Below are 12,021 nucleotides of genomic sequence, written 5' to 3' on the forward strand. Positions count from 1 at the left end.
GCAATCTCCTGATTGATGTGGCGTGTTGTCTTGGTGTGTCTATCGCCGCGGCGTCGCCGCGGATTCCTTCAGCCCGTGCCGTACGCGATTGATCATCGTCAGCATGCACAGCACTGCCATGGCTGCGGCCACGCCGCTGACCGTCATCGCACCACCCCAGCCGAACGCCAGCAGCAGGCCCAGCACGCCGATCAGGAAGGCGCGGTCGCTCTTCCCCATCGGGCCGTCATAGCGACGGCTGGCCCCGACCATCAGCCCCAGCACGCCGGCGTATTCGCTCAGTGCCGCGGTCCAGGCCAGCAGCCACAGCGCCTCCGGGCGCACGCCGGGTACGCTGAGCAGGCTCAGGTACAGCGCCGCATCGGCGATCACATCGCACACTTCGTTCAGATAGGCGCCCAGCCGCGATTGCTGGCCGAATTCGCGCGCCAGCATGCCGTCCACGGCGTTGAGCGCCATGCGCAGCAGCATCCACAACGGGAGCAGCAGGTACAGCAGGGGCTGGGCAGGCGCGCAGCACCACACGGCCGCGGCCACCAGCAGCGAGACCACGGCGGCGGCCACAGTCACCGTGTTGGCGGTGATGCCGAGGCGGTAGAGCCCGCGCACGGCCGGACGCAACAGGTCCTGGAAACGTCCTTTCAATGCATAGATCGACATGATCCGTACCCGCTGATCCTTGGCAGTGCGGGCACAGCCTACCCCATCGTCGACTGATTCCGACAACCCGTCGCCGGTCCGGGGCTCAGCCCCCTGATCGGGCCGGATCAATGTGCCCAACCCGGTCCTGGGCCGATTGCTGCGGCAAATTACCCCTTCCGGCACCCGCCACCGGCCCCCACCGCCTACAATATCGGCCCCGCTCCGCTGCCGATTCTGTCCCATGACTGCTGATCTGTTGCCCGTCCGCCGGGCCCTCCTCTCCGTTTCCGACAAGACCGGTCTGGTCGAGCTGGCCACTGCGCTGGCGGCACGCGGCGTGGAGCTGCTGTCCACCGGCGGCACTGCCAAGGCGATCCGCGATGCGGGCCTGGCCGTGAAGGACGTGGCCGAGGTCACCGGTTTTCCGGAAATGATGGACGGCCGGGTCAAGACCCTGCACCCGATGGTGCACGGCGGCCTGCTGGGCCGCTCCGGCCTGGATGACGCAGTGATGGCCGAGCACGGCATCGGTGCCATCGACCTGCTGGTGCTGAACCTGTATCCGTTCGAATCGGTCACCGCCAAGGCCGACTGCACCCTGGCCGACGCGGTCGAGAACATCGACATCGGCGGCCCGGCCATGCTGCGTTCGGCAGCCAAGAACTTCGCCCGCGTGGCAGTGGCAACCGATCCGTCGCAGTACGCCGAACTGCTGGCCTCGCTGGACGCCAACGGCGGCCAGCTGACGGCTGCCACCCGCTTCGCGTTCTCGGTGGCCGCGTTCAACCGCGTCGCCCAGTACGATGCGGCGATCAGCAACTACCTGTCGGCGGTCACCGCCACCGACGCCGCCGTGCCGGCACGCGCCGAGTACCCGGCGCAGATGAATTCCACCTTCGTGAAGGTGATGGACCTGCGCTACGGCGAGAACCCGCACCAGAGCGGCGCGTTCTACCGCGACCTGTACCCGGTGCCGGGCACCCTGGCCACCTTCCAGCAGCTGCAGGGCAAGGAACTGAGCTACAACAACCTGGCCGATGCCGATGCGGCGTGGGAATGCGTGCGCCAGTTCGATGCGCCGGCCTGCGTCATCGTCAAGCACGCCAACCCGTGCGGCGTGGCCGTGGGTGCCGGCAACGGCGATGCCTACGAGCTGGCCTACGCCACCGACCCGACCAGCGCCTTCGGCGGCATCATCGCCTTCAACAAGCCGCTGGACGCCGCCACCGCCAAGGTCATCCTGGACCGCCAGTTCGTGGAAGTACTGATCGCCCCGGACTACGAGCCGGCCGCGCTGGAATACGCACAGAAGAAGGCCAACGTGCGCGTGCTGCGCATCCCGCATGGTGATGGCCTGAACAACTTCGACAGCAAGCGCGTGGGCTCGGGCCTGCTGCTGCAGTCGTCGGACAACCGCGGCATGACCCGCGACGAACTGAAGGTGGTCAGCAAGCTGGCACCGACCGACAAGCAGTTCACCGACCTGCTGTTCGCGTGGAAGGTGGCCAAGTTCGTGAAGTCCAACGCGATCGTCTACGCCAAGGACAACCGCACCATCGGTGTCGGCGCCGGCCAGATGAGCCGCGTGTACTCGGCCCGCATCGCCGGCATCAAGGCCGCCGATGCGAACCTGGTGGTCGAGGGTTCGGTGATGGCCTCCGATGCGTTCTTCCCGTTCCGCGACGGCATCGACGCCGCTGCTGCCGCCGGCATCAAGGCGGTGATCCAGCCGGGCGGTTCGATGCGCGATGCCGAAGTGATCGCCGCCGCCGACGAACATGGCCTGGCCATGGTGTTCACCGGCGTGCGCCACTTCCGCCACTGATGCTGGAGCGACACGGATGTCCACAGCTTCAATGAAATCGCTGGCCGTGCTCGCCCTCGCAGGCACGGCCACGCTGGCCGGCTGCAAGCCCGCAGTGGCCCCCCCGCCTGCGCCGGCGTCGGAGGCCGCCACGTCGGCCCCTGCCGAGCCGACGGCGCACGTGAGCCGCACCGCACGACTGCGGGCATTCCTGGTCCAGCGCTATGGCAAGAAGGCCAGGCTCTCCGGTGAATGGCACGGCAGCTGGAACGACGACGGCGAGACCCGCCCGATGGACTGGCACGTCTGCGCCGAGCAACCGGTGGTGAGCGGTGACAGCTGGCAGCAGTTGCTGGCGGTCTGCGGCGCACTGTCCGAAGGCGCACACATCGATGCGGGAATGATCGACTTCTTCGTGCTGCGCCCGAAGGGCGATGGCTTCGAAGTGGCCAGCGAACTGACCGGCGAACGCTTCGGCAGCGGCGGCCAGCCCGGCACGGTCAGCGTCATCCGCGCCGGCAGCGACTTCCATGGCTTCCGTGTCGAGGACGGCTGGTTCGGGCAGGGCTTCTCGCTGCTCTCGCAGTCGCTGATCCTGCCAGGCCCGAACGGCCTGGTCGCCACCGGCAGCGTCCGCAGCCATATCGACAATGACGCCCAGTACGAGTGCGACAACCTGGGTCCCGGCACCGACCCGGACACCGCCGAAGACTGCCGCACCCGCCGCTTCAGCATCGATTTCGCACTGCGTTTCGACGACAGCGATCGCAGCGCGCGCATCTGGCCGCTGCTGATCGAGGAAACCGGCACCACCTGTGGCGGCAAGCAGGTCCGGCAGGAACACCGCTTTACCCTGGACCCGAAGACCTGGGCCTATTCCTTCCCCGAATCGCTGCGACGCGAAGGCTGCGAATGAAGCACCTGCGCCGACGGGGACATCGACCTTCCCTTCCCACGCAATCTGGAATCTCGTGATGAACGTACTTGTCATCGGCTCTGGCGGCCGCGAACACGCCCTGGCATGGAAGCTGGCCCAGTCCTCCCGTGTCACCGAAGTGATCGTGGCGCCCGGCAATGCCGGCACCGCCAGCGAAGACAAGTGCCGCAACGTGGCGGTGAAGGTCACCGACATCGACGGCCTGCTGGCGCTGGCCCAGGCCGAAGGCGTGGCGCTGACCGTGGTCGGCCCGGAAGTACCGCTGGTGGCCGGCGTGGTCGACCGCTTCCGCGCCGCTGGCCTGCGCGTCTTCGGGCCGACCGCCGCAGCCGCGCAGCTGGAGGGCAGCAAGGCCTACGCCAAGGATTTCCTGGCCCGCCACAACATCCCCACCGCGTTCTATGCCGTGCACACCGAGGTGGATGCGGCGTTGGCCTACATTCGCGACAAGGGCGCGCCGATCGTGGTCAAGGCCGATGGCCTGGCCGCCGGCAAGGGCGTGATCGTGGCGATGACCCTGGCCGAAGCCGAGGACGCCGTGCGTGACATGCTGTCGGGCAACGCCTTCGGCGACGCCGGTGCGCGCGTGGTGATCGAGGAATTCCTCGATGGCGAGGAAGCCAGCTTCATTTCGATGGTGGACGGCGTGCATGCGCTGCCGATGGCCACCTCGCAGGACCACAAGCGCGTCGGCGATGGCGACACCGGTCCGAACACCGGCGGCATGGGCGCATACTCGCCGGCCCCGGTGGTCACCCCGGAAGTGCATGCCCGCGTGATGCGCGAGGTGGTGAACCCGACCGTGCAGGGCATGATCGCCGACGGGATCCCGTTCACCGGCTTCCTCTATGCCGGCCTGATGATCGATGCCAACGGCGCGCCGAAGGTGATCGAGTTCAACGTACGCTTCGGCGATCCGGAAACCCAGCCGGTGATGCTGCGCCTGCAGTCGGACCTGGTCGAGCTGGTGGAAGCGGCCATCGACGGCCGTCTGGACCAGGTGCAGGCGCAGTGGGACGCACGGCCGTCGCTGGGCGTGGTGATGGCGGCGAAGCCGTACCCGGAAGCGCCGATCACCGGTGACGTGATTTCCGGCCTGGATGAAGTGCCGGCCACTGCCAAGGTATTCCACGCCGGTACGGCATTGGATGCACAGGGCCAGGTGGTCAGCGCCGGCGGCCGCGTGCTGTGCGTGGCCGCGCTGGGCGACAGCGTGGGTGATGCGCAGGCCAATGCCTACGCCGGCGTGGCCAAGGTGACGTGGGCCAACGAGTTCCACCGCAACGACATCGGCTGGCGCGCGATCGCACGCGAGGGCTGAGGCCGACGCGGCATCAGGGCATCCATGCATCGCGTGGATCCACTGGATCTTGCCGCATCCATGCATGGCGTCGATCATGCGGGGCTTGGGGTAGATCCACGCCATGCGTGGATTGAACACCATGGAAAAGCGAAGGCCCGGCAGAACCGGGCCTTTGCTTTACAGGACTGCTTCGAGGCCCTTCCGTTCAATCAGGTTAAGCAACTTCAGTGACGGTCCGCTGGGCTTCTTTTCGCCCTGCTCCCAGCTGCGTACGGTGGAAACGCTGGTATTGAGAACTCCCGCAAATACCGGCTGACTGAGCTGCAATGACGTACGCAGGGCACGGATCTGGGCACTGCTGTATTCAGGGACCGGCTCAAGGCAAAGCGCTTCGTAGCTGCTCAACCGACGTTTATCAATGAAACCATGCGCGTGCAGACTCACAGCCGCATCATGCACCGCTTCAAGAAGCGCACTTTTCGCACGCCGTCGCTCAGGGGGCTTCGTCATGGCCGATCTCCTGTAGATCCCCGTATTCCACGGCACGATTCAGCTGCGCCGTACTCATTTTCAGGAACTCCGATGCGTACAACTGCAGCGCATCCCGTTCCGCATTCGTGATCGCAGTACGTTCATTCTTCTCGTAGCCGAAAAGGAAGAACCAATGCCCACCTCGCTGCGTAGCGACGATGATTCGAACGCTCCCACGCTTTCCTCGCCCCGGCAACGCAACGCGCTTCTTGAAGATTCCGCCGCCAAGATCAGCATCCACCAGACCCGCTTCCATTTCACGTACCGACCGGTACAGCGCAGCGTCGGACAGGGTGGTCCTGCGCATGCTGCGATTGAAACTTCGTGTGCGGAAGATGCGTGGCATGATCATACCGTGCCACTGCGTGGTACGGCGTGAACATCAGCATCCAGCACATGACCCGGTCGGCGCAATCACCGCCCTGGCGTCAGAGTAGAGCCACGCCATGCGTGGCCAAGCCCCACAAATGAAGAAGGCCCGGCACTGCTGCCGGGCCTTTCACAATTCCAACGCCCTCCCGCTTACGCGGTGAACAGCGCCTTCATCTTCTTCAGCGCGTTCGCTTCCACCTGGCGGATGCGCTCGGCCGACACGCCGTACTCGTCGGCCAGCTCCTGCAGCGTCACCTTGCTGTCGGCATCCAGCCAGCGGCGGCGGATGATGTCGCGCGAACGGGCATCCAGCTCGGCCAGGCCTTCGCGCAGCAGCTGCATCTGGTTGTCTTCGCTATCGGCACGTTCGTAGGCCATCGACGGATCTTCGTCGTTGGCGACCAGGAACGCGGCCGGCGACGGCGGCGCGTGTTCGTTGTCCTCGTCGGTCGGCGCATCGAAACCGATATCGCGACCGGACAGGCGCGATTCCATTTCCATGACCTCGCGCTCGGACACGTTCAGGTCCTTGGCGACGGCACTGACTTCAGCCGCGTTCATCCAGCCCAGGCGCGTCTTCGACTTGCGCAGGTTGAAGAACAGCTTGCGCTGCGCCTTGGTGGTGGCGACCTTCACGATGCGCCAGTTCTTCAGGATGAACTCGTGCATCTCGGCACGGATCCAGTGCACGGCGAAGGAGACCAGGCGCACACCCATTTCGGGGTCGAAGCGCTTGACCGCCTTCATCAGGCCGATGTTGCCTTCCTGGATCAGGTCACCCAAGGCAAGGCCATAGCCGTTGTAGCCGCGGGCCACGTGCACCACGAAGCGCAGGTGCGAATGCACCAGCTCGCGGGCGGCGTCCAGATCGTTGCCGTCGCGGAAGCGACGGGCCAGGTCCTGTTCGTCATCGACCGACAGCACCGGTATCTGGTGCACGGCACCGATGTAGGCGTCCAGCGAACCGAGCGCACTGGGAATCGGGAGATTGTTTGCCACAAGGGCAGTAGAGGTGTTCTGGCTCATAGGCACCCATCTTAGCAGTCCGGGATTTGGACTGCTAAAGGAGGAAAAAGTTCCAGCATCCTATTGATGCAACACTGGTCCCAAACAGAGCCCTACCGTAGCGCGATTTGATGACAGTGGCGAGCATGCTTTTCGGGATTCACAATCCCTTGGAATTCAAGCAATTACCTACCGGAAACCGGCCGATTCCGGTCAAGCTTAGCTGAACAGGCCGTCCCGGACGCCCATTCAGGGCCGGCAACGTTGCCCGGCGTTCAGCCCCGGACCGGCACCGCCGCTCAGAGCGCCGAACGCGGCGGCAGCGACCAGTCGACCGGGGCCTGGCCGCGGCGCTGCAGGTACTCGTTGGCCATCGAGAAATGCCGGCAACCCAGGAAGCCACGGTGGGCCGACAACGGCGACGGATGCGGCGACTTCAGCACGCGGTGGCGGCGGGTATCGATGACCTTGCCCTTCTGCTGCGCATAGGCGCCCCAGAGCATGAACACCAGGCCTTCGCGTTCGCGGTTGAGCACATCCACCACGTGATCGGTGAAGCCTTCCCAGCCACGGCCCTGGTGGGCGCCGGCCTTGCCCTCTTCCACCGTCAGCACCGCGTTGAGCAGCAGCACGCCACGCTGCGCCCACGGAATCAGGCAGCCATGGTCCGGGCGCGGGAGGCCGAGATCGCTCTCGATCTCCTTGTAGATGTTCAGCAGCGACGGCGGCACCGGTACGCCAGGCGCCACCGAGAAGCTCAGGCCATGGGCCTGGCCTCGGCCGTGGTACGGGTCCTGGCCGAGGATGACCACCTTTACCTGCTCAAACGGCGTGGCGTCGAACGCAGCAAAGATCTGCGGGCCAGGCGGGAACACTGCCGCACCAGCGGCCTTGCGCTGGCGCAGGAAGCTGGACAGCTCGCGCATCTGCGGCTGCAACAGGTAATCGCCGACATGCTGCTTCCAGCTCGGTTCCAGCTGGATCGTCGGGGTGTCCGCTACTTCATCAATCATTGCGCCACTTCATCGAATCAGGGGTCCATCGTTCAACCGGGCCAGCCGCAGCTGGAACAGCACCTTGGTGACCAGCAGCCGTTCTTCGATCGGCTTGAGCACCAGGTCGTTGGCACCGGACTGCAGCAGCCCGGTCTGGTTGTGCGGGTTGCCGTCGCCGGTCATCACCAGCACCGGCAGGCGGCGCTTGCCGTAGCCGAAGTCCACGCGCACGCGCTGCACCACATCGCGGCCGCTCAGTTCACCCTTCAGGGTGACGTCGGTCAGCACCAGGTCGATGCAGTGGCGGCTGCGGCCCAGCGACTCGGCAGTGAGCAGCGTGAACGCCTCTTCGGCACTGACCACGTGCAGCACGTTCAACTGCTGACGTTCCAGCATGCGCTTGGTCGCTTCGGCCACCACGCGGCTGTCCTCGATGTAGAGGATGGTGGCGCCGGGAATGGTCTGCGGCTGCACATAGCCGCGGATGAAGGTCGCCAGCGCTTCATGGCCGAGAGACTTGTCGAAATAGTCGGTGACGTACTCGGTAAAGCGGCGCTGCTCCAGGTGCTGCTGGGCGTCGCCGGACACCACGATCACCGGCACATAGGCCTGGCCGGCGGCTTCGCGGACCATCCGCGCCAGGGCCAGTCCGTCGCCGTCACGCAGCGTCAGCGAGGTGGTCACCAGGTCCACCGGGCCCTGCGCCAGCGCCTGCTGCGCGTCCTCGATGCTGTCGCAGCCGATCACGTCCACGCCGGGCAGGTCGCGCTTCAGCACGTCGGCGATCAGCTTGCGCACCAGCTTCGAGCCATCGACCACCATCACCCGCGTCGCGGGCCCTTCAAGGTGCTTCAGCGCTTGCGGTTGCATGCCGGTCTCAGGTGTCGGTCGGGCGCGTCTGGCGCAGGAAGTGGCCGGTCACCAGCCACGCACCCAGCCAGCCCAGCAGCAGCGTGCCGAGCAGGACCAGGCCGCCATGCAGCAGGTCCAGGCCGTGCAGCACGAACGGACTGCCGTAGCTGCGCGAAAGTTCGGCCAGCGGCACGCGCAGCGCGGCACCGGCGGCGCCGATCAAGGCCAGCGCCACTGCACCGGCACCCAGGCCATACCACGCGCCCAGGTACAGGAACGGGCGGCGGATGAAGCCATCACTGGCACCGAGCAGCTGCAGCACGCCGATCTCTTCGCGGCGGGCCTGGATGTCCAGGCGCACGGTGTTGCCGACCACCAGCGCGGCGCCGACGCCGAGCAGCACCGACAGCACCTGCACCAGCCGTGCACCGAACGCCAGCCAGGCATCCAGGCGCTGGCGCCACAGTGCATCGTGCTGCACCAGGTCGGCCTCGGGCAGGCTCTCCAGCGCACGTGCCAGGCGTGCGTCGTCCTTGCCCTGGCCGGGGGTGATCACCAGCAGCGAGGGCAGCGGATTGTCATTGAGTGCGTCGATCGCCTCGCCGAGGCCGGCATCGCGCAGTTCCTGCAGGCCCTGCTCGGGCGTGCGCACGTTCACTTCGGCCACGTCGTCGCGGTCGCGCAGCTGGCCGGCCAGGCGCAGCGCACCGGGGCCATCGACGTTGCCCTTCAGGAACACGTTGATATCGCGCGACTGCTGCACGCTGCCGGCGAACTGCTTGAGGTTGTCCAGCGCGATCGACAGGCCCAGCGGCAGGGCCAGCGCCAGCGCCATGACCATCACCGTCAGCAGGGTCGCCCACGGCTTGCGGAAGGCACGGCCGAGGCTGAACACCACGCTGTGCGCGTGGTGCTGGAACCAGACGCCCACCCGAGAGGGAGCGGCGGTTTCGCTGTTTTCGTTCTTCGCCATGCGTTACTCCGCCAGGTCCTGCGGCGAGATGTCATCCACCAGCCGGCCATGGTCGAGGATCAGCACGCGCTTGCGCATGCGGCGCAGCAGCGGCAGGTCGTGGCTGACCACCAGCACGCTGGTGCCGCGCGAGGGCAGCTCGGCGAACAGGGCCATGATCTCCGCCGCCAGGGTCGGGTCGAGGTTGCCGGTAGGCTCGTCGGCCACCAGCAGCTTGGGTTCACCGACAATGGCGCGGGCGATGCCGACGCGCTGCTGCTCGCCGGCCGACAGCTGCGAGGGCAGTGCCTTCTCGCGATGGCCCAGGCCCATCCGCTCCAGCACCGAGCGCACGCGCTTGCCGATGTCGCCGCGGCGGGTGCCGCGCAGGATCAGTGGCAGCGCCACGTTCTCGGCGATGGAGCGGTCCATCAGCAGGCGATGGTCCTGATAGACCGCACCGACCGCGCGACGGTGGCGGGGCACGTCGCCGCCGCGCACCTTCAGCAGGTTGCGCTCGTCAAACACGACGGCACCGCGGCTGGGCCGCTCGTCCAGGTGGATCAACTTGAGCAGGGTGCTTTTGCCCGCACCGGAATGGCCGGTGACGAACAGCATCTCGCCCGGCGCAACCTCGAAGCTGACATCGATCAGCGCCTCGTGGCCACCGGCGTACTGTTTGCTGACATTGTCGAAGCGCAGGACACTCATGCCCCGATTATGCAGGAGCGGCGCGACGGCGTGGAGATGGTGGGGCGATTGGTGGCAGCCGCGAGAGCAGCCGAGCGTAGGCTCGGCTCTACAGGGCGGCATGGGGGCTGTAGAGCCGAGCCCATGCTCGGCTCAGTGCGGACCAAGGTCCGCACCCACCCCCGGCCGATCAGCTGCCCGACAGCATCCGGCGGATCTTGCGGCCGATGCGGGTCAGGAACGAATCGCCGGTATCAGCGGCCGTGCGCACCGGCTTGGCCACCACCTGCACCGGGGTGACCGGGCTGGCGCTGTTGCCGGTATTGGCCTGCACGCCCTCGGCACCCTCGACCGGACGGCCGTGGCGACGACGACGGCGCTTGCGCGGCTTGTGCTCGCCGTCCACCGCACCTTCCGGTGCGCCTTCGGCACGCGGCGGGCGCGGCGGACGCGGAGCCTGGGCGGTGGCGCCATCGGCACCGGCGGCCGGCGCGGCAGCGCCCTGCTCGCCTTCCACGCGTGGCTTGCGCGGGCCACGCGAACGGCGTTCGCCGCTGCGCTCACCGTCACGGCCACCACGGCCACCACCGCCGCCGGAACGGCCGCCACTGCGGCCACCGCCTCGACGCTCTTCCTCGGCGGCGCGGGCTTCGCGCGCTTCGCGGAAGATCTGGCCGACGCTTTCGTTGTCCTCGCCTTCCTCGCCTGCCGCCGGGGCCGGGCGTTCCGGGCGCGGCAGCGGCGTCAGCAGTTCCTTGGTGACCGGCTCGGACGGAATCTTCTGCTCGATGTAGGCCTCGATGTCCGGCAGGCCCATGGCGTAGCGCTCGCAGGCGAAGCTGATCGCGTCGCCCTCTTCCCCCAGGCGCGCGGTGCGGCCGATGCGGTGCACGTAGTCTTCGGCATCGAACGGCAGGTCGTAGTTGTAGACGTACTTGATGCCGTCGATGTGCAGGCCGCGGGCGGCCACGTCGGTGGCCACGAGGATTTCCAGCTGGCCCTTCTGGAAGCGGTTGAGCAGGCTCTCACGCTTCTTCTGCGGCACGTCGCCGGACAGCACGCCCACGCGGTAACCGGCCTTTTCCAGCGAACGCGCCACGCGCTCGACGAACACCTTGGTGTTGACGAAGACCATGGTGCGCGCGCCTTCGCTGCGCGACAGCAGGCCGAGCAGCAGCGGGATCTTCTCGTCGTCGGCCGGGAAGTAGATGCGCTGGCGCACGCGGGCGGCGGTGATGGTCTCGGCTTCGACCACCAGCTTCTGCGGCTCGTTCATGTGCTCGTAGGCCAGCTCCAGCACGCGATGGCTGAGGGTGGCACTGAACAGCAGGGTCTGGCGGGTGGTGCGCTCGGGCATGCGGCGCAGCAGGAAGCGGATGTCCTTGATGAAGCCCAGGTCGAACATGCGGTCGGCTTCGTCCAGCACGCAGATCTCGCAGGCGTGCAGCGAGACCACCTTGTGCTGCTTGACGTAGTCGATCAGGCGGCCCGGGGTGGCGATGATCACGTCCACGCCCTGCTGCAGCAGTTCGCGCTGCTTGTCGTAATCCACGCCGCCGTAGACCAGGGCGAAGCGCAGGCCCAGGTCGGAACCGAACTTCACCGCATCCTTGTGGATCTGGATGGCCAGTTCGCGGGTCGGGGCGAGGATCAGCGCGCGCGGATCTTCCGGCTTGCGGTCGGCCAGCGCCGGACGCGTCAGCAGGCGGTTCACGACAGCGACCAGGAAGGCCAGGGTCTTGCCGGTGCCGGTCTGGGCCTGGCCGGCAACATCACCGCCGGGCAGCGCGACCGGCAGGGTCAGCGCCTGGATCGGGGTGCAGCGGGTGAATCCGGCTCCTTCAAGACCGGCCTGCAGGGCCGGATGCAGCTCGAAGGAGGAAAAGGTCAAATCGGTCAGCGGTTTGTCGCTCATGAGTCCGTCTTGGTATGGCCGCC

12 protein-coding genes are annotated in these 12,021 nt (G+C 66.9%); 3 read left to right on the top strand and 9 right to left on the bottom strand.

What is annotated here, in order from left to right:
- Positions 1-39 precede the first annotated feature (39 nt).
- Positions 40-660, bottom strand: coding sequence for a CDP-alcohol phosphatidyltransferase family protein (locus V3B41_RS08240; protein WP_049428985.1), 621 nt, complete (start codon positions 658-660; stop codon positions 40-42).
- Between the two features lie 223 nt (positions 661-883).
- Here V3B41_RS08240 and purH point away from each other — a divergent pair, with 223 nt between their 5' ends.
- The 3 genes from purH to purD are packed head-to-tail and all read left to right on the top strand — an operon-like array spanning position 884 to position 4,704.
- A complete protein-coding gene (gene purH, locus V3B41_RS08245; protein WP_049428986.1) occupies positions 884-2,467 on the top strand; it encodes a bifunctional phosphoribosylaminoimidazolecarboxamide formyltransferase/IMP cyclohydrolase in 1,584 nt (527 codons plus the stop codon).
- A gap of 16 nt (positions 2,468-2,483) precedes the next feature.
- Positions 2,484-3,362: a hypothetical protein gene (locus tag V3B41_RS08250; protein WP_049428987.1), complete on the top strand. Its 879-nt coding sequence runs from the start codon at positions 2,484-2,486 to the stop codon at positions 3,360-3,362.
- Positions 3,363-3,420: 58 nt separating this feature from the next.
- On the top strand, positions 3,421-4,704 hold the full coding sequence (gene purD / locus V3B41_RS08255) for a phosphoribosylamine--glycine ligase (protein WP_049428988.1): 1,284 nt from the start codon (positions 3,421-3,423) through the stop codon (positions 4,702-4,704).
- A gap of 159 nt (positions 4,705-4,863) precedes the next feature.
- Here the strand turns inward: purD and V3B41_RS08260 are convergent, their stop codons facing one another.
- The 8 genes from V3B41_RS08260 to rhlB all read right to left on the bottom strand — a co-directional run bounded on the left by V3B41_RS08260 (position 4,864) and on the right by rhlB (position 11,998).
- Positions 4,864-5,196 (bottom strand): DNA-binding transcriptional regulator, encoded by a 333-nt coding sequence (locus V3B41_RS08260; protein ID WP_100443706.1) that lies wholly within the window; start codon positions 5,194-5,196, stop codon positions 4,864-4,866.
- Entirely contained in the window at positions 5,180-5,563 is a 384-nt protein-coding gene (locus tag V3B41_RS08265) for a type II toxin-antitoxin system RelE/ParE family toxin (protein WP_049429009.1), read from the bottom strand. The genes V3B41_RS08260 and V3B41_RS08265 overlap by 17 nt, the downstream gene beginning before the upstream one ends.
- Positions 5,564-5,739: 176 nt before the next feature.
- Entirely contained in the window at positions 5,740-6,615 is an 876-nt protein-coding gene (gene rpoH / locus V3B41_RS08270) for an RNA polymerase sigma factor RpoH (RefSeq protein ID WP_049428989.1), read from the bottom strand.
- A 278-nt stretch (positions 6,616-6,893) separates the two neighbouring features.
- The gene (ung, locus tag V3B41_RS08275; protein WP_329860648.1) at positions 6,894-7,607 is read right to left on the bottom strand and encodes a uracil-DNA glycosylase; all 714 of its coding nucleotides are present in this window, start codon (positions 7,605-7,607) and stop codon (positions 6,894-6,896) included.
- Positions 7,608-7,616: 9 nt separating this feature from the next.
- Positions 7,617-8,459, bottom strand: a complete 843-nt coding sequence (locus V3B41_RS08280; protein ID WP_329860650.1) for a response regulator — start codon at positions 8,457-8,459, stop codon at positions 7,617-7,619.
- Positions 8,460-8,466: 7 nt separating this feature from the next.
- Entirely contained in the window at positions 8,467-9,414 is a 948-nt protein-coding gene (gene ftsX / locus V3B41_RS08285; protein WP_049428992.1) for a permease-like cell division protein FtsX, read from the bottom strand.
- A 3-nt stretch (positions 9,415-9,417) separates the two neighbouring features.
- Positions 9,418-10,104, bottom strand: coding sequence for a cell division ATP-binding protein FtsE (ftsE, locus tag V3B41_RS08290; RefSeq protein ID WP_049428993.1), 687 nt, complete (start codon positions 10,102-10,104; stop codon positions 9,418-9,420).
- 169 nt (positions 10,105-10,273) lie between these two features.
- Complete coding sequence (gene rhlB, locus V3B41_RS08295) at positions 10,274-11,998, bottom strand: ATP-dependent RNA helicase RhlB (RefSeq protein ID WP_049428994.1); 1,725 nt, start codon at positions 11,996-11,998, stop codon at positions 10,274-10,276.
- Positions 11,999-12,021: the final 23 nt, after the last annotated feature.

Source organism: Stenotrophomonas sp. SMYL89, from assembly GCF_036319985.1.
Taxonomy (GTDB): domain Bacteria; phylum Pseudomonadota; class Gammaproteobacteria; order Xanthomonadales; family Xanthomonadaceae; genus Stenotrophomonas; species Stenotrophomonas maltophilia_Q.